Source organism: Nereida sp. (genome assembly GCF_965655635.1).
GTDB lineage: Bacteria > Pseudomonadota > Alphaproteobacteria > Rhodobacterales > Rhodobacteraceae > Nereida.
Genome location: NZ_CBFHHE010000022.1, coordinates 18,706 through 34,987 on the forward strand (window position 1 = coordinate 18,706; position 16,282 = coordinate 34,987).

The window sequence follows — 16,282 nt, forward strand, 5'->3', positions numbered from 1 at the left end:
GCATCCCTACAGTTCTTGCCCAAACCTTCATCCATCGACGCTGTCCGCTCACCTTACTTCCTTTCTAAAAGTCGAGCCAAGAATAAACTTTATTCAGACGCACGACAAATCGTTAAACTGATTGGTGGTAAGCAACCAAACCGAGTGATCAACCACCGATGTATAGCTGACCTTGAGGTCTGAACCACTCTTTCTGCTCATGCAGTCGACCTAAAAGATTGTTAACTTCCGAAATAGCCTCATCAACAACACCAACGCTCTTGATCTCATGTTCAGGCTTGATTGAACTCTGTACGTGCATCAGCCTCTGTTCAGCTAAACTGCTGAGTGTTTTGCGAAGGCTCGTCTCAATAACCTCTATGTCACTTACAGTTAGCTCAAAGCTGGTATTAGGCTTCATGTTAAGGCCACTCTCTATCTGTCTAACAAAATACATAGAGTGCCAAAACTAAATGACGAGTTTGAATGTACCTAAACAGGCTGTCGGCGAGCCAACATAAAGAGACCGAATGGTCGAAGGCGCTCCCCTGCTAAGGGAGTAGGTGTGATCTACGTCAAGCAACGAAAGTGGCGTGGATGGTTGGCGTGTGTGGTAATCGTGTGTGGTACTTCATTCTACGCCACTCAAGAAACCCCTTATTTTTAGAGATTATATGGTCATAAATGAGGTATGGCGGAGACGAAGGGATTCGAACCCTCGAGACCCTTCCGGGCCTACTCCCTTAGCAGGGGAGCGCCTTCGACCACTCGGCCACGTCTCCGCTGACCGTCCTAGCGGCAGGGGGGTGGGGAAACAAGGGGTAATTGCCAGATTATCGTCGTTGCGCGCAGAATTTCACAGGCGCGGACCGCATGCTGCAACCTTGCCGTTATGATACTGCGTTTATGCTTTGACCCTACCTGCGAAAGCAAGCTACTTAGCCGCAAGCAATTAACAGGATGTGTTATGATAATTTGTTGTGGTGAAGCGCTGATCGATATGGTTCCAGAAACGCTGGCAAACGGCGAAAGCAGTTATGTGCCGCGCAGCGGTGGTGCAGTTTTCAACACGGCCGTCGCCATGGGCCGCCTCGGGATTGAATGTGCATTGGTGTCCGGCATTTCAAATGACCTGTTCGGCGAACAATTGGTACAAGGGCTTGAACACAGCAATGTCGCAACCGATCACCTCATGCGATCAGACCTGCCCACGACTTTGGCGTTTGTAAAGCTGGTTAACGGTCATGCAAGCTACGCCTTTTACGACGAAAACACGGCTGGCCGGATGTTGACGCGCGCTGACGCTGTGACATTGCCCAAGGGATGCCACGCTCTGTATTTTGGGGGCATCAGCCTCGCCACCCTGCCCTGTCAGGAATTCTATCTTGAGACGCTGGCGCAAAACTCCGAAGGCCGCGTCGTCATGATTGACCCGAACATCCGCCCCGCTTTTATTGCCGATGAGATGCAGTACCGCGCAGTTTTGACCGATGCTTTTGAACGAGTCGATATCGTGAAGGTGTCTGACGAAGATCTTGACTGGATCGACCAAAGTGACGCCAGCCTTGAAGAAAAAACGCGCGCGCTGCTCGGACGTGGTCCATCAGTTGTGATCATAACCCTAGGCGGTGATGGCGCGTTGATCTATCTCAAGGGGGCTGATGCACCTGTCACTGTCGCAGCACAAAAAGTCACCGTGGCCGATACTGTTGGCGCGGGAGACTCGTTCAACGCAGGGTTCTTGGCCAATCTTGCAGATAATGACCTGCTGTCACCCGAAAAAATTGCAATCCTAAGCGTGGAGCAAGCAAGCGAAGCTGCGCAGTTCGCCGCATCAGTCGCGGCAATTACGGTAACGCGCCAAGGGGCAAACCCACCTTGGCGCAATGAATTGACCGCTTAAGTGTTAAACAAGAAGTGAAGGACATCGCCGTCTTTGACGGTGTAGCCCTTCCCTTCAGCGCGCATCTTGCCTGCTTCTTTACATGGCTGCTCTCCGCCCAGAGCGACAAAATCGTCATAGGCGATTGTCTCTGCGCGAATGAACCCTTTCTCGAAGTCACCGTGAATTACGCCAGCTGCTTTCGGCGCTGATGTACCCGCTTTGATGGTCCAAGCGCGCGCTTCTTTTGGGCCCACTGTGAAATATGTCTCAAGGTGCAGTAACTCGTAGCCCGCGCGGATCAAACGGTCGAGACCCGCCTCAGCAAGCCCCATTTCATCAAGGAACATCGCCGCTTCATCTGCGTCAAGCTGGCTGATTTCTTCCTCAATCTGGGCTGAAATAACAACGTGACTGTTACCTTGGGCAGCTGCCATTTCGGCAACTTTGGCAGAGTGTGCGTTGCCCTCAACACTCTCGGCCTCGCCGACATTACACACATAAAGCACAGGTTTCGTGGTCAGCAATTGCAGCAGCTTCCATGCTTTTGCATCGTCTTCATCCACCTCAACCACACGCAGTGGTTTTCCGTTTTCAAGACACTCCGCCGCGACTTTCAAAAGGCGCTCTTGCTGCACAGCTTCTTTATCACCGCCGCGCACTTTGCGGGTAATGTTTTGCAGACGTTTCTCGATGCTTTCCATATCGGCAAGCATGAGTTCTGTCTCAATAGTTTCTGCATCCACCACCGGATCAACGCGCCCTTCAACGTGGGTCACGTCACCGTCTTCAAAACAGCGCAACACATGCGCAATCGCGTCAACTTCGCGGATGTTGGCCAAGAACTGGTTGCCCAACCCCTCACCTTTTGAGGCGCCTTTCACCAAACCCGCGATGTCCACAAAGGTCATACGGGTCGGGATAATTTCCTTGGAACTGGCAATTGCGGCCAGCTTATCAAGGCGTGCATCGGGCACACCAACTTCACCCACGTTCGGCTCAATCGTGCAAAACGGGAAGTTCGCAGCCTGAGCCGCAGCCGTTTTGGTCAACGCGTTGAAAAGTGTGGATTTCCCGACGTTCGGCAATCCAACAATACCCATCTTAAAGCCCATAGCGGCGCTCCTCATGTCACAGTTGCAAGCGGCTTACCCCGCAAGCGGGCGCACTTCAAGCGTACCGCCACGTTCCAATCTCAATGCCGTCGACTGTCCAGTCACCTACGCTATGACGCACAAGGCGCAGACACGGCAAACCAACGTGAGCGGTCATGCGGCGTACTTGGCGATTGCGCCCTTCGGTGATCGTCAATTTGATCCACGTATCAGGTATCGATTTGCGTACACGTATCGGCGGCACGCGGGGCCAGATTTCGGGCTCAAACACCTCAACTTTTGCCGGTCGGGTCGGCCCATCCTTAAGGGTGATACCTGCGCGCAAGGCATCAAGCTGGTCGGACGTTGGCGTGCCCTCAACCTGTGCCCAGTATGTTTTGGGGGTCTCGCTGCGCGGTTGTGTCAAACGCGCCTGCAAACGCCCATCATCCGTCAGCACCATCAAACCTTCACTATCACGATCCAAACGGCCAGCGGGATAAACGGCGGGTACATCAATATAATCAGACAGAGTTGCGCGGGGACTTGGGGACTTCAGGTCCGTGAACTGTGAAAGCACATCAAAAGGCTTATTAAACAAGATGATCGCCATGACATCTCCGCCGCGTTTCTGCTTGAGCTAAATCCGCTCCACACTTAGCTGCCCCGCCCCGTCAGCGAAAGCAACAATCGCTTGCCTGAGTTTGGCGCCGTTGGTAATCATTGTTTACCAATTTTACACGGAGCGAGCTATGGCTGTGATCACCAACATCGGCGACCTGAAGAAAATCCACGAGCGCCGCGTGCCGCGCATGTTCTACGATTACGCTGAATCCGGTAGCTGGACCGAGCAAACGTTCCGTGAAAACACCACGGATTTTGACCAAATTCGCCTGCGCCAACGTGTGGCTGTTGATATGACAGGCCGCAGCACTTCAAGCACTATGGTAGGCCAAGATGTGGCTATGCCAGTCGCTCTTGCCCCCGTTGGTCTGACTGGAATGCAGCACGCAGACGGCGAGATTAAAGCCGCCCGTGCAGCCGAAAAATTCGGCGTGCCATACACACTGTCGACAATGTCAATCAACAGCATCGAAGATGTCGCGGAAGCAACGACTGCACCATTTTGGTTCCAGCTATACACAATGAAAGACGAGGACTATGTGGACAGGCTGATCGCCCGCGCGAAGGCTGCAAAATGCTCGGCGCTTGTGATTACTCTTGATCTACAAATCTTGGGTCAGCGTCACAAAGACCTCAAAAATGGGCTGTCTGCGCCGCCCAAACTGACCGCCAAAACCATTGCAAACCTTGCGACCAAATGGGGCTGGGGCATTGAGATGCTAAGCGCCAAACGCCGCAACTTTGGCAATATCGTCGGGCACGTCGAAGGCATCAGCGATACGTCATCGCTCAGCTCGTGGACTGCCGAACAGTTTGACCCTGCGCTGGATTGGTCGAAAGTCGCCAAGCTGATTGAAAAATGGGATGGCAGGACAATCCTGAAGGGTATTCTTGACGCAGAGGACGCCAAAATGGCCGTCAAAGTTGGAGCAGATGCAATCGTGGTTTCAAACCACGGCGGCCGTCAGCTTGATGGCGCGTTGTCCTCTATTCGTGTGCTTCCCAGCATTATGCAGGCCGTCGGCGGCGAGATCGAAGTGATGCTAGATAGTGGCATCCGCTCGGGTCAGGACGTGCTTAAAGCAATCGCGCTTGGCGCATCAGGCACAATGATTGGACGGGCATATATTTATGGGCTCGGCGCAATGGGGCAGCAAGGCGTGACCATGGCACTGGACGTAATCCGCAAGGAACTGGACATCACAATGGCGCTGTGCGGGCGACGGACCATTGATGAGTTGGACCGGGATATCTTGCTTGTTCCAGAGGGCTTTGAGGGCGCTTGGCAACAAAACTGATCACTGGCCTAGCCCGTGCAAACGGGCTAGCTTTACCATGTGTTGATATTGTCCCAAAATGGTCTGGTCTATCTCGCAACGCCCAAAACGGGCTCAACCGCGGTTGAACAGACATTGGGCAATCTCGCAGACATTCGGTTCAGCGGACGCCGCAAGCACCAGAGCGCACGCTTTTATCATAACCGCGTCGCACCCTTTTTGAAGGCCTCCCTGAACGAAACGAACGAAGTAATTGCCGTGATCCGCGAGCCGATGGACTGGCTGCGCAGTTGGTATCGGTACCGCGTGCGCCTGCCCAAAGATAACCCGCGCTCGACCGATGGGGTATCGTTCCATGATTTTGCCCGCGCAGCTTTGCAAAGCCCGCAACCGCCCCTCGGTGCCGTTGGCAGACAGATCAACTTTCTAAGCGCAAATAATGGGACGGTGCTTGTGGATCACTTTTTTGCCTATGAAGCACAGCCGGTTCTACGACGGTTTCTGGATGAGCGTTTTGAGACCAGCTTTAATTTCCCAACTGTGAATGTGTCGCGTCCGCTGCTGATTGAAGAAATCCCCCAGACCGAGGCAGACGTGCGCGCAGCTTGGCCAGAAGATTTCGCCCTTTACGATCAGGTGATAGCAGCTGATGGGCATCTGCGCTGTAGGTAACAGCTATCCAGCGCGGCGTGATAACTCAGGCCTTAGGACCTTGCCGTTTGAGCATCAGTGTTGCGGGCAAAATCATCAGCAAAAAGCATCCAACAGTAGCAAACGCGACCCGAAGCCCGTGGTATTCTGCCAACAAACCAATCACCGGCGGCCCAAGGAAAAACCCTGCAAAACCGATAATTGAAACGCGTGCGATCACCAAAGTTCGATCAGCAATACCAACCCATTCACCGACAATATTAAGGGCCGTTGGGGCGATCACGGAAATTCCTAAGCCCAGAATGCCAAAGCCAATGTAGGCCATGTTTGGGCTGGTTGCGGCTGCGGCCAACCACGCGCCAATAGCTGCGAACATCGATGCGGCCACGATGATTTTCATCCCGCTAACGCGCCCTGAAATCAGATGCCCGGAAAAGCGTCCAACAGCCATGGTCAGACCAAGCATCGCGGGCCCGAACGCGCCTTCGGCAGCGCCACCGCCTAAAGTGCGCTCAACATGCAGCGCCGACCACGCCTCGGAAGCGCCTTCTGTCTCAAAGGCGATCAACACAATGATACCGCCCCACACGATTACCCCAACTGGCAAACGCCCACCTTTGGGCGCATCCGGTTCCGTCTCGGACGCCGTACGCATCGGCATCTTGATGCACGCCACGTAGACGACCACCGCCAGCAACGCGAAAACGACCCACGTCTGCCAATCAGCCTCGCGTGCGAAGCCTGTAACGATCCCACCGCACGCATAGGCCACAGAAAACCCAGCATGATTAAGGTTCATCAAAGAGCGCCCTGTGCGGGCTTCAGTCTCGGAAATGCGGGCGTTGATAACGATATCAGCAAGCCCTGACGCAAAAGCCACCACAAACATAACAGTCGTAAAGCCCACGGCAGTGCTCACCGTCCCAAGGCCCAGATACGCGGTCGCCAAAGCAGCGATTGCGGCTGGCATCGCAAAGCGGCGCAAGCGGCGATCAAGTGTTGGTGCAGCGGCCATCGCAGCCAAAAGCCCCAACGCAGCGCATGAAATTATCAATCCAAACGTCGCATCGCTTACATCAATTTGGGCTTTCACACGTGGGATAAACGCCGCAAACGCACCCCACAAAATACCCATTGAGCCAAAACCAAGCAGCGTCTTGCGGCTGTCGTATATGTCACGGTACACGTTCATTGGGCAAAGCGTTCGCACGAGTTCCTCGTGCACACAAGCGATCACTGGCCGCGCGGCCTAAAAACCCTTTGACTTTCACCCAGATTCGCCGCAAAAGCGCGGCTTCATCGGGCACCGCACCCTTGGAGGCGGGCCCCTTTATTTATTGGAGAAATATCATGGCAGATCAGATCCCAGATCTTATCGTCCAGAACCGCGCGGGGACAGGCAAGGGGGCCGCTCGCGCTGCACGTCGTGCAGGTTTGGTTCCGGGCATCGTTTTCGGCGGCGACACAGACCCAGTTGCAATTCAAATCCCATTCAACGAGCTGTTGAAGAAGTTGAAAGCCGGTCGTTTTAAGTCGACACTTTTCAACCTCAAGTGCGAAGGCCAAGAAGACGTTCGCGTTATCTGCCGCGACGTACAGCGTGACGTTATCAAAGACCTGCCGACACACGTCGACTTCATGCGTCTGAAGCGTACCACAAAGATTGCTCTCTACATCCCAGTGAATTTCGAAAACGAAGACACATGTAAAGGCATCAAAAAAGGTGGCGTGCTTACAGTTGTGCGCCCTGAAGTTGAGCTGATTGTTACTGCCGGTGATATCCCTAAGAGCATCACTGCAGACATCGCAAACATGGAAATCGGCGATACGCTGACAATCTCGCAGATCAATCTGCCAGAAGGTTGCAAAGCAACAATCGACCGTGACTTTGTGATTGCAAACATCCAAGCGCCATCCGGTCTTGCTTCATCTTCCGATGACGATGCTGAAGAAGGCGAAGAGGCAGCTGCAGAATAATCTGCAGCACTCTTGCAAACCTACATGAAGGGCCATGCAATTACTGCGTGGCCCTTTTGTTTTGTGCAGAGCTTGGGCTAAAACAGCGCAACAACAGTGACCAAAGGCGCCCCTTATGAAACTCTTTGTAGGCCTCGGAAACCCAGGGCAAAAATATGCCAAGAACCGCCACAACATTGGCTTCATGGCGCTTGAGCAGATCGCTTCGGACCACGGCTTTGGTCCGTGGAAAGCAAAGTTTCGGGGCCAGATCAGTGAGGGGCGATTGGGCCGAGAGAAGGTTCTGCTTCTCAAACCCGAGACATTCATGAACAACTCGGGTCAGTCGTTGCGTGCGGCGCTAGACTTTTACAAACTCGACAGCACGGATGTGATCGTCTTTCACGACGAAATTGACCTCGCCCCTGCAAAAGTACGCGTCAAAACAGGCGGTGGCCATGCGGGCCATAACGGTCTGCGCTCAATCCATGCGCATATTTCTCCCAACTACGACCGTGTGCGGCTTGGTGTGGGGCATCCCGGGCACAAAGACAAAGTGCCGTCGTATGTCTTGAATGACTTCGCAAAGGCAGACCAAAACTGGCTCGATGACGTGCTACGCGGCATCGGTGACGGGGCTGCACATCTTGCGGAAGGCGACACCGCAAAGTTTCTAAACGCCGTGGCCCTACGCGCAGCCCCCGCCCGACCATCGACCGGCACCAAAGGCCCAAATGCCAAAATCGCTCCTGCAGCCGAGCTAACACCCCCAAAGGAAGATGACCGTACGGCAATGCAGAAGCTGATGGACAAGTTCCGCTAGCAGCACACGGCCTGTTGCGGTTACGCTTGGTGCATAGACAGAGTTTGGGAGGGCGCTGCTTATGAAACGATTTATCCGCATCATGATTGTTGTTTTGCTTGGGGTGGGCACCCTTGCACTTTATCATCAGGACCGCATCGCGCGCTTACTCGCCGTTAATTCGCTCTTTGATGCGGACCGGATTACACACAACTTTTCCAACATGGACGTCGCCTTTTTGCATGAAGAGGTTTCACGTGGCGATGGCCCAGTGTCCGAGTTGGCCAAAGGTGCGCCTTTAAGTCTAACGCCCGAGCAACAAGACTGGGTCGAGCAGGCGGATGTCACCGCGATAGTCGTGCTGCAAAACGGCCAGCTGCGCCACGAAAGTTACTACAAAGACACCACCGCAGAAGACCTACGGATCAGCTGGTCTGTGGCTAAGTCATTCATATCTGTGCTTATGGGCATCGCACTTGATGAAGGCGCGATCGACAGCATCAATGACCCCGTCATTGAATATGCGCCTTCCCTTATGGACAGTGCCTATGCGGGAGCCAGCATCGAAGATGTACTTTTGATGTCGAGTGGCGTGACTTTTGATGAGGACTACCTCGACCCGTCGAGCGACATCAACAAAATGGGCCGTGTCTTGGCGTTGGGCCGTTCAATGGATGCGTTTACCGCTGATCTGACGGAAACGTTCCAACCTGCTGGCAGTGCTTGGGAATACGTCAGCATCGACACCCATGTTTTGGGGATGATCCTGCGCGGTGCGACTGGCAAAAGCATCCCTGCCCTGCTGTCTGAAAAAGTTGTTGCTCCACTCGGGCTAGAGGCGTCACCTTATTACGTCACAGACGGCTATGGGACTGCGTTTGTCTTGGGTGGTCTGAACATGCGCACACGGGACTACGCGCGCTTTGGCCAGATGGTATTGCAGGATGGCAGATACAGCGGACGCCAAATTGTACCGGCGGATTGGCTGCGCAAATCAACTGTGCCACTTGCCAAGACAAAATCCGGCGCCATTCAATACGGCTATCAATGGTGGATCCCCGCCGATGCCCAAGAAGGGGAATTCATGGCCCGTGGCATTTACGGTCAATACATCTACATCAATCGCAACACACAAACTGTGATCGCGCTGAACGGCGCACACCGCGGTTTTCGTGAAGAGGGTGTGTTTGATCGAAACGTGGCCGTGCTCCGGCAGCTGGTCAACCAATAAGAGGCGCTTCATGCAAAAAGACGACAGCATCAACGTGCGCGGAACCGAATTGCTGATCTGCGGCACGGACCCCGTAACTGGCTTTTTCCGCGACGGCTTTTGCAACACCCGTGACGCCGATCAAGGCAGCCACACAGTCTGCGCAATCATGACTGACGAATTCCTCGCTTTTTCCAAATACGTCGGTAACGATCTTAGCACGCCGCGCCCGCAGTACGGGTTCGTGGGCTTAAAAGCAGGTGACAGCTGGTGCCTATGCGCGACGCGCTTTTTGCAGGCCCACCACGAAGGTTGTGCCCCCAAAGTACACCTTGAGGCGACCCACCAGCGCGCGTTGGAAATCGTTCCTATAGAAGTATTGGAAGAGAACGCGGTCTGACACGCGTTGTTTCAGAATATTCCGCGGTTGGCGGCTTCAGCAAAGGCTGTCATTAATGCTCCGTCTTTCACGCCGACAATTGCCTCAACCCCTGAGGACACATCCAGCTGGCGCGCGCCTGTCATGGCCACAGCCTCAGCTGCATTATCAGGGGTAAGACCCCCGGCCAGCATCCACGGTACAGGCCAAGATTTGCCCGCAATAAGACGCCAATCAAACGAAAGACCATTGCCACCAGGCAAATCAGCATTTTTAGGCGGCTTGGCATCAATTAAAAGCTGATCAGCGGCCATCGCATAGGCATCTAGCGCAGGCAGATCATCCGCATCCGCCACACCAACAGCCTTCATAACTGGCAGGCCGTAGCGCGCGCGCACTTCGCGCACCCGCTCAACACTCTCCGCGCCGTGCAGCTGCAACATATCCAAGGGCACAGCCTCAACAATTGCGTCTAGCTCAGCATCACTCGCGTTTACGACCAAAGCAACCTTCGCAATCCCAACGGGCACCGTAACGGCCAAAGCTGCGGCTTGTTCAATGCTCACGTTGCGGGGGCTTTTGGGGAAAAAGACAAAACCAACATATGCCGCACCAGCATCGGCTGCTGCAGTGACGTCTTCGGGACGGCTTAGGCCGCAAAATTTTGTTCGGATCAAAGGTGCCATGGGTTAGCTAGCGTCATCCAGCAACGCGAGGACCTCATCTTTGCCCTCGTTTTGTTTCCCTTTTAGACGGCGTATTTCACGCTCAAGAGACTTCATCTCGCGTTCAGTCGTCGCTTTGGCTGCACGGATCTTATGCTCGCGCATCCACTCCCACACAAAACCCAGCAAAACGCCGGCTGCAATACCACCAAAAATGACTAGAAACAGGGGCAGATCAACTGAGCGCGCCAACAGCGGCGCACCGATTAATTCGGCGAGTTCTTGTGGCAGAACGCGCAATGTGACCACACCTCGGTTCGCAAGGGCGACCACAATCAACACAACCGCGATCGCACCAATAATGCCGTGCCGAATGTAGCGCATACTCTGCTCCTTAACTCTGCAAAAGCGCCGCGGTTAGTCGTTCAAACGCTCACGCAACAGCTTTCCGGTCTTAAAGAACGGAACGTGCTTTTCGTCAACCGAAACAGCCTCGCCCGTACGCGGGTTTCGCCCCTGGCGAGCATCACGTTTCTTGACGGAAAACGCCCCAAAACCACGCAACTCAACTCGGTCACCCCGAGACATTGCATCAATGATCTCTTCAAAGATCGTATTCACGATTTTCTCAACGTCGCGCTGGTAAAGGTGCGGATTTTCATCAGCAATCTTTTGGATCAGTTCGCTCCGGATCATGTCGCGGCCCCTTTAGTCTAGTTACTCACGCCTGAACGCTCCAACATTAGGCGGAGAAAATCGCTAGAAAACAAGCCGTTGCAGCATCGAGCATGCAATTTAGGTCAAATTTGACAGGTTTTTAACCACCAAACGACAAAAGAAGGCGCGTATTTCGGATCAGCTTGGCTCAAACCCAATCACCACCACAAATCAGCAGTTCCCCGATTCGAAACAAAAAAGGCCCCGCATGATCAACATGCGGGGCCTTCATTAACGAATTAGAAGCGGCAGATTAGTCGTCAGACTTAAGTGCTGCGCCCAAGATATCGCCAAGCGATGCACCGGAATCCGAGGAACCGTACTGCTCAACTGCTTCTTTTTCTTCTGCAATCTCACGTGCTTTGATCGACAGACCCAAGCGACGTGTTTTCGCATCCATGTTTGTTACGCGGGCGTCAACTTTGTCACCAACGCTGAAGCGCTCTGGACGTTGCTCGGCACGGTCACGTGACAAATCAGAGCGACGGATAAAAGCTTTCATACCTTCGTAAGTCACTTCGATGCCGCCGTCTTCGATGGAGGTCACTTCAACAGTTACAATCGCACCGCGTGATACGCCGCCAACTGCTTCTGCGAATTTGTCACCGCCAATCGCTTTTACAGACAAGCTGATGCGCTCTTTCTCAACGTCGACTTCAGTAACAACAGCCTGAACAGTGTCGCCTTTTTGGTAATCGCCAATCACGTCTTCGCCGCGGCCTTCCCATGTCAAATCTGACAAGTGAACCATGCCGTCGATATCGCCTTCGAGACCGATGAACAGACCGAATTCGGTGATGTTTTTGACGTCGCCTTCGACTTCTGTGCCAACTGGGAATTGCTCAGCAAATACTTCCCATGGGTTGCGCTGTGTTTGCTTGAGACCAAGCGACACACGGCGTTTTGCACCGTCGATTTCCAGAACCATGACTTCGACTTCTTGGCTGGTGGAAACGATTTTGCCTGGGTGTACATTCTTTTTGGTCCAAGACATTTCAGACACGTGAACGAGACCTTCAACACCCGGCTCCAGCTCAACAAACGAACCGTAGTCCGTGATGTTGGTGACGCGACCTATGTGCACAGAATCCAGTGGGTATTTCGCTGCAACGATATCCCATGGGTCTTCTTGCAACTGCTTCATGCCGAGGCTGATGCGGTGTGTTTCTTTGTTGATCTTGATGACCTGGACTTTGATCGTTTCGCCAATCGTCAGGATTTCTGACGGGTGGTTAACGCGGCGCCATGCCATATCAGTAACGTGCAACAGACCGTCAACACCGCCCAGATCAACGAACGCACCGTATTCGGTGATGTTCTTGACCACACCGTCAACAGTTTGGCCTTCGGCCAAGTTGCCGATGACTTCAGCGCGCTGTTCGGCACGGGATTCTTCGAGGATCGCACGGCGCGACACAACGATGTTACCACGGCGGCGGTCCATCTTAAGGATTTGGAACGGCTGCTTGAGACCCATCAGCGGGCCAGCGTCACGCACGGGGCGCACGTCAACTTGTGAGCCAGGCAAGAACGCAACTGCGCCGCCAAGGTCCACTGTGAAGCCGCCTTTGACGCGACCAAAGATAGCACCTTCGACGCGCTCTTCTGCGGCGTATGCTTTTTCCAGACGGTCCCATGCTTCTTCGCGGCGGGCCATCTCACGTGAGATAACTGCTTCGCCGCGGGCGTTCTCAGCAGAGCGCAAGAAGACTTCTACTTCATCGCCAACTGCGATTTCGGGAGCTTCGCCTGGGTTTGCGAATTCTTTAAGCTCAACGCGGCCTTCCATTTTGTAGCCTACGTCGATGATGGCTTGGCCTGCTTCAATCGCAATGACCTTGCCTTTGACGACTGTTCCCTCATCGGGAGTGTCTATCTCGAAGCTTTCGTTCAAGAGTGCTTCGAACTCTTCCATTGTGTTAGCCATGTGGCGTTAACGTCCTTTTTAAAAGTTTTCTGGCCGTGCGGTTGTCTCCGCCGGTCTTTGGATGAATTTGGCCAAATCCTCAAAACAGCTGGACCACGAAAACATCAGAGCCGGTGCAAACTACCCTGCTCAAATCTCATGTCCGCATCTGTTTCGGCGCTTTGACAAGCGCGCGTATAAGCAAGATTCCCTTGCTAATCAAGGGCTGCTTGCTGTAGTTCCCCACACGTACCAATGACCTGATTGTCGATAACATCCGTGGGTAGCAATGATGCTATAATCTCAACCATCGCAATTTTCGGCCCCAGCGTTGTTTGTTCGACCCAAAATTCACAATTGGCTTTGCCCAAAACTGTACCATCGGGCGCAAAAAAATCTGTCTCAAGAGAAACTGCTGTCCGCGTGTCTGTTTCAGCAGCTTGATGAAATATCTGTGCGTCGTGACGAAAAGGCCCCAATTTCGCGTAAGCGGCTTGTAACGTCTCGATCATATTGCGCGTCTCCGCATGCGAGTTATTCACCCGCATAGCGCCATTATGAAACATCGCATTAGGCAATTTAAGGAAGTCGGCGGCCGTACAGGCGTCGCCCGAGTAGAGGGCAGCACAAAAGACGCGCACAAAAGCACCCATTGGGAATCTCGTTTTGATAGATAGTAAACTAGTTAGTGCCGCTCACCTACTCGGCTTGACGCGAGCGTCAAGGTACGAAGTCCTATGATAGCATTTTGAAACTAAAGATTTTCAACCAAAGGTTGTTTACGTAGCGTTATTTCCAATAACCGCCATATCCAAGCCATCAATCTCTGGCATGGATGCGCCGGCAATCGCTTTCAGGTCTGCGCCAACCCCAATCATTGAGCTTTGCACAAGCTCTAGTTGTTTTTGGCGAAGCGCCCATTGCTTCTCCATGAATATCCGCTCTTTGCGTAGAGCGTCCTCCATGACCGAGAACCGCTCGTGGACCGCTTCAATCCGCTGCTTAAACTGCGTCCCTGTCAGATAGTCATAGACAAGCTCCATCTTGCTTTGCTGCCCAACCTTAAGGCCCTTTGCTGTGGACACATCTAACAGACCTTGCCGCAAAGACCGGGCAAGCGGCACCGCAAAACTGGGACCACAGATCCAGATACCATCAATTAGATCAAAGCTTTGCACACCATCTGGCAATGCGGTGGACACCAGCACGGCAATATGCGCACCGGCCTTGCGCTGATCCTCCCGCAACTTAGCCAACCACGCAGGCGACCAATTTTTGGTCCGCTTGCTCTCCCAAAGGATTGTGCCGGCTTCGCCACCGCGGCCATCACCAACCACTTGAGCCACATCAGCCCCGCTGACACCTTTACCAACGGGTTCCAACACGTCTAACGGGAATGCCGTACCCAGCATATCTTCCAAAACCAGCTCGGCTGCTTCGCCTTGGGTCTGCATACTGCCTTGGGTCGCGCGCTGTTGCAGCTCTTCGATCTTGCGGGTCAGCCCCTCAATCGTTTGGCTCTGCTCACTAATGCGCAAAGCCGCCTTCTGTTCAGCCTCAACTGCCAGCTTGGTACGTAAAGTCTCACGCTCAACCGCCAGCTGCTTTTGAATGGTCAGCTCAATTTCAGCCTCTTTATCCGCCAACTCTCGCTCACGTTTCATGGCCGCTGCTTGCGCAGCCTGCGCTTCAGTCAGCTTTGCCTCTCGGTCCGCCAACAGCTCTGCCAGTTCTTGCGCGTTCTGCTTGCCTGCTTGCTCTGCAGCCGCTTTGGCACGCAGTTCCGCGGCCTTAACCGCTTGCTCCGTCTCATGCCGCTTTGCCTCTAATTGAGCCGCAAATTGCGCCTTCAAGTCTGCCATCATGGGGCCTGCCAGACTTTCAGTCAGCTCAATTTCACTGTTGCACTTAGGGCATGTAATCTTCAAATCAGACATTGGGCACGGGCTCCATTTATCTCGCACAAGTTTCGTGCCCACACTCTGAACGCAGGCAACAAGGTGAGCATAACAAATAAATAGTGAGGTTTAAGTCTTTATCGCCGCACGGATAAATTGGCTTGCACGTGCAACGGCCGCCTCAATATCTAATGCGGACGTATCAATCACCACAGCACCTTCTGCCGGCTTCATCGGTGCAACAGCACGTTCGCTGTCACGGCGATCACGCTCAACCACATCTGCTAGCACACCGTCGCGGGTCACGTCATGCCCCTTGCCAGCCAGCTCGAGATACCGCCGTTCAGCGCGGACTTCAGCACTGGCTGTAACGAATAATTTCACCTGCGCATCAGGGCAAATCACCGTGCCAATGTCACGACCATCCAAAACAGCACCGCCCGCGCGCGCTGCAAACGCACGCTGAAAATCAATCAAGGCGGCCCGTACTTGTTCAATCGTTGCCACCTTGGACGCCGCCTGTGCCACCTCTGCAGTGCGCAGGTTTTCTGGCGTCAAATCAGCCGCTTCAAGAGTTTGCGCGGCCTCGATCGGCTCAACACCTACAAGCATTTTGGCCCCCACAGCACGGTACAAAAGGCCGGTGTCCAAATGGGCAAAACCAAACTCGGCGGCTAAACGTTTTGAGATCGTGCCCTTACCGCTGGCCGCTGGTCCGTCTATGGCAACGGTCAGGGTCACGCGCGCGTCACTTTGGCACCAAGGCCGTTCATCAGCGCCTCAAAAATAGGAAAGCTTGTGGCAATCGGGCCACCATCATCAACCCGGACGAGCTCCGGTGTGCCCATACCAAGGACCATGAAACTCATCGCAATGCGGTGGTCCAAACGGCTCTCAACAGTCGCACCGCCTTTGGCGCTTCCACCCACGCCACCACCGTGCACAGTCCACCAATCATCACCCTCATCCACTTGCACACCGCACGCGCGAAGCCCTTGGGCCATTGCATCGATACGGTCGCTTTCCTTCACACGCAGCTCTTTCACACCTGGCATAAACGTCTTGCCACTGGCAAAGCTCGCCACAACAGACAGCACCGGATACTCATCAATCATCGACGCAGCGCGTTCTGCCGGCACCTCAATTCCCTGCATACTGGGCGAGTATTTCGCACGCAGATCAGCAACAGGCTCACCGCCCTCAGTGCGCAAATTCTCATACGTTAAATCAGCGCCCATATCG

18 protein-coding genes, 1 tRNA gene and 1 pseudogene are annotated in these 16,282 nt (G+C 53.9%); 7 read left to right on the forward strand and 13 right to left on the reverse strand.

The genetic code is table 11. From position 1 onward, the window contains the following. Positions 1 to 148: 148 nt before the first annotated feature. Positions 149 to 436 (reverse strand): hypothetical protein, encoded by a 288-nt coding sequence (locus tag ACTF5M_RS07990; RefSeq protein WP_438960509.1) that lies wholly within the window; start codon positions 434 to 436, stop codon positions 149 to 151. Between the two features lie 235 nt (positions 437 to 671). After that, positions 672 to 761 (reverse strand) — tRNA-Ser (locus ACTF5M_RS07995). A 185-nt stretch (positions 762 to 946) separates the two neighbouring features. Here ACTF5M_RS07995 and ACTF5M_RS08000 point away from each other — a divergent pair. Next, positions 947 to 1,882: a carbohydrate kinase family protein gene (locus ACTF5M_RS08000; RefSeq protein ID WP_438960510.1), complete on the forward strand. Its 936-nt coding sequence runs from the start codon at positions 947 to 949 to the stop codon at positions 1,880 to 1,882. On the opposite strand, the gene ychF is transcribed toward ACTF5M_RS08000, so the two are convergent. Together ychF and ACTF5M_RS08010 are read right to left on the reverse strand one after the other, a co-directional pair. Then, the gene (ychF, locus tag ACTF5M_RS08005; protein WP_438960511.1) at positions 1,879 to 2,976 is read right to left on the reverse strand and encodes a redox-regulated ATPase YchF; all 1,098 of its coding nucleotides are present in this window, start codon (positions 2,974 to 2,976) and stop codon (positions 1,879 to 1,881) included. The genes ACTF5M_RS08000 and ychF overlap by 4 nt on opposite strands. A gap of 55 nt (positions 2,977 to 3,031) precedes the next feature. Then, entirely contained in the window at positions 3,032 to 3,568 is a 537-nt protein-coding gene (locus tag ACTF5M_RS08010) for a pseudouridine synthase (RefSeq protein WP_438960512.1), read from the reverse strand. A gap of 139 nt (positions 3,569 to 3,707) precedes the next feature. Here ACTF5M_RS08010 and ACTF5M_RS08015 point away from each other — a divergent pair, with 139 nt between their 5' ends. Together ACTF5M_RS08015 and ACTF5M_RS08020 are read left to right on the forward strand one after the other, a co-directional pair. Then, entirely contained in the window at positions 3,708 to 4,877 is a 1,170-nt protein-coding gene (locus ACTF5M_RS08015; RefSeq protein ID WP_438960513.1) for an alpha-hydroxy acid oxidase, read from the forward strand. Positions 4,878 to 4,916: 39 nt separating this feature from the next. After that, on the forward strand, positions 4,917 to 5,528 hold the full coding sequence (locus ACTF5M_RS08020; RefSeq protein WP_438960514.1) for a sulfotransferase family 2 domain-containing protein: 612 nt from the start codon (positions 4,917 to 4,919) through the stop codon (positions 5,526 to 5,528). Positions 5,529 to 5,553: 25 nt separating this feature from the next. On the opposite strand, the gene ACTF5M_RS08025 is transcribed toward ACTF5M_RS08020, so the two are convergent. Beyond that, positions 5,554 to 6,699, reverse strand: coding sequence for an MFS transporter (locus ACTF5M_RS08025; protein WP_438960515.1), 1,146 nt, complete (start codon positions 6,697 to 6,699; stop codon positions 5,554 to 5,556). Positions 6,700 to 6,857: 158 nt separating this feature from the next. On the opposite strand from ACTF5M_RS08025, the gene ACTF5M_RS08030 reads away from it, so the two are divergent. The 4 genes from ACTF5M_RS08030 (at position 6,858) to ACTF5M_RS08045 (ending at position 9,875) form a co-directional block, all read left to right on the forward strand. After that, positions 6,858 to 7,484: a 50S ribosomal protein L25/general stress protein Ctc gene (locus ACTF5M_RS08030; RefSeq protein WP_438960516.1), complete on the forward strand. Its 627-nt coding sequence runs from the start codon at positions 6,858 to 6,860 to the stop codon at positions 7,482 to 7,484. Between the two features lie 115 nt (positions 7,485 to 7,599). Then, positions 7,600 to 8,286, forward strand: a complete 687-nt coding sequence (gene pth, locus ACTF5M_RS08035) for an aminoacyl-tRNA hydrolase (protein ID WP_438960517.1) — start codon at positions 7,600 to 7,602, stop codon at positions 8,284 to 8,286. Positions 8,287 to 8,347: 61 nt separating this feature from the next. Further along, positions 8,348 to 9,496: a serine hydrolase domain-containing protein gene (locus tag ACTF5M_RS08040; protein WP_438960518.1), complete on the forward strand. Its 1,149-nt coding sequence runs from the start codon at positions 8,348 to 8,350 to the stop codon at positions 9,494 to 9,496. A 10-nt stretch (positions 9,497 to 9,506) separates the two neighbouring features. Next, a complete protein-coding gene (locus tag ACTF5M_RS08045) occupies positions 9,507 to 9,875 on the forward strand; it encodes a DUF2237 family protein (protein WP_438960519.1) in 369 nt (122 codons plus the stop codon). Between the two features lie 11 nt (positions 9,876 to 9,886). Here ACTF5M_RS08045 and ACTF5M_RS08050 read toward each other — a convergent pair whose 3' ends face one another. The 8 genes and pseudogenes from ACTF5M_RS08050 to ACTF5M_RS08085 form a co-directional block, all read right to left on the reverse strand. Continuing rightward, positions 9,887 to 10,540 (reverse strand): phosphoribosylanthranilate isomerase, encoded by a 654-nt coding sequence (locus ACTF5M_RS08050; protein WP_438960520.1) that lies wholly within the window; start codon positions 10,538 to 10,540, stop codon positions 9,887 to 9,889. Between the two features lie 3 nt (positions 10,541 to 10,543). Beyond that, positions 10,544 to 10,903, reverse strand: a complete 360-nt coding sequence (locus ACTF5M_RS08055; RefSeq protein WP_438960521.1) for a lipopolysaccharide assembly protein LapA domain-containing protein — start codon at positions 10,901 to 10,903, stop codon at positions 10,544 to 10,546. A 33-nt stretch (positions 10,904 to 10,936) separates the two neighbouring features. Beyond that, positions 10,937 to 11,215, reverse strand: coding sequence for an integration host factor subunit beta (gene ihfB, locus ACTF5M_RS08060; RefSeq protein WP_048599341.1), 279 nt, complete (start codon positions 11,213 to 11,215; stop codon positions 10,937 to 10,939). Positions 11,216 to 11,489: 274 nt separating this feature from the next. Then, the gene (gene rpsA, locus ACTF5M_RS08065) at positions 11,490 to 13,163 is read right to left on the reverse strand and encodes a 30S ribosomal protein S1 (protein ID WP_438960522.1); all 1,674 of its coding nucleotides are present in this window, start codon (positions 13,161 to 13,163) and stop codon (positions 11,490 to 11,492) included. Positions 13,164 to 13,357: 194 nt separating this feature from the next. Then, positions 13,358 to 13,654, reverse strand: a complete 297-nt coding sequence (locus tag ACTF5M_RS08070; RefSeq protein ID WP_438960523.1) for a hypothetical protein — start codon at positions 13,652 to 13,654, stop codon at positions 13,358 to 13,360. Positions 13,655 to 13,921: 267 nt separating this feature from the next. After that, entirely contained in the window at positions 13,922 to 15,079 is a 1,158-nt protein-coding gene (locus ACTF5M_RS08075) for a DUF2130 domain-containing protein (protein WP_438960524.1), read from the reverse strand. 90 nt (positions 15,080 to 15,169) lie between these two features. Then, a complete protein-coding gene (locus tag ACTF5M_RS08080; RefSeq protein WP_438960525.1) occupies positions 15,170 to 15,781 on the reverse strand; it encodes a (d)CMP kinase in 612 nt (203 codons plus the stop codon). Continuing rightward, a pseudogene (locus ACTF5M_RS08085) lies at positions 15,778 to 16,282 on the reverse strand (3-phosphoshikimate 1-carboxyvinyltransferase); the annotation flags it as partial. The pseudogene ACTF5M_RS08085 and the gene ACTF5M_RS08080, both read right to left, overlap by 4 nt.

What these genes read in the sequence shown, in the direction of transcription:
- ACTF5M_RS08050 (WP_438960520.1), bottom strand. Translation starts at nt 10,540, where the DNA reads ATGGCACCTTTGATCCGAACAAAATTTTGCGGCCTAAGCCGTCCCGAA.
- ACTF5M_RS08045 (WP_438960519.1), top strand. Translation starts at nt 9,507, where the DNA reads ATGCAAAAAGACGACAGCATCAACGTGCGCGGAACCGAATTGCTGATC.
- ACTF5M_RS08010 (WP_438960512.1), bottom strand. Translation starts at nt 3,568, where the DNA reads ATGGCGATCATCTTGTTTAATAAGCCTTTTGATGTGCTTTCACAGTTC.
- ACTF5M_RS08000 (WP_438960510.1), top strand. Translation starts at nt 947, where the DNA reads ATGATAATTTGTTGTGGTGAAGCGCTGATCGATATGGTTCCAGAAACG.
- ihfB (WP_048599341.1), bottom strand. Translation starts at nt 11,215, where the DNA reads ATGATCCGGAGCGAACTGATCCAAAAGATTGCTGATGAAAATCCGCAC.
- ACTF5M_RS08025 (WP_438960515.1), bottom strand. Translation starts at nt 6,699, where the DNA reads ATGAACGTGTACCGTGACATATACGACAGCCGCAAGACGCTGCTTGGT.
- ychF (WP_438960511.1), bottom strand. Translation starts at nt 2,976, where the DNA reads ATGGGCTTTAAGATGGGTATTGTTGGATTGCCGAACGTCGGGAAATCC.
- rpsA (WP_438960522.1), bottom strand. Translation starts at nt 13,163, where the DNA reads ATGGCTAACACAATGGAAGAGTTCGAAGCACTCTTGAACGAAAGCTTC.
- ACTF5M_RS08055 (WP_438960521.1), bottom strand. Translation starts at nt 10,903, where the DNA reads ATGCGCTACATTCGGCACGGCATTATTGGTGCGATCGCGGTTGTGTTG.
- ACTF5M_RS08015 (WP_438960513.1), top strand. Translation starts at nt 3,708, where the DNA reads ATGGCTGTGATCACCAACATCGGCGACCTGAAGAAAATCCACGAGCGC.
- pth (WP_438960517.1), top strand. Translation starts at nt 7,600, where the DNA reads ATGAAACTCTTTGTAGGCCTCGGAAACCCAGGGCAAAAATATGCCAAG.
- ACTF5M_RS08030 (WP_438960516.1), top strand. Translation starts at nt 6,858, where the DNA reads ATGGCAGATCAGATCCCAGATCTTATCGTCCAGAACCGCGCGGGGACA.
- ACTF5M_RS08040 (WP_438960518.1), top strand. Translation starts at nt 8,348, where the DNA reads ATGAAACGATTTATCCGCATCATGATTGTTGTTTTGCTTGGGGTGGGC.
- ACTF5M_RS07990 (WP_438960509.1), bottom strand. Translation starts at nt 436, where the DNA reads ATGTATTTTGTTAGACAGATAGAGAGTGGCCTTAACATGAAGCCTAAT.
- ACTF5M_RS08070 (WP_438960523.1), bottom strand. Translation starts at nt 13,654, where the DNA reads ATGATCGAGACGTTACAAGCCGCTTACGCGAAATTGGGGCCTTTTCGT.
- ACTF5M_RS08075 (WP_438960524.1), bottom strand. Translation starts at nt 15,079, where the DNA reads ATGTCTGATTTGAAGATTACATGCCCTAAGTGCAACAGTGAAATTGAG.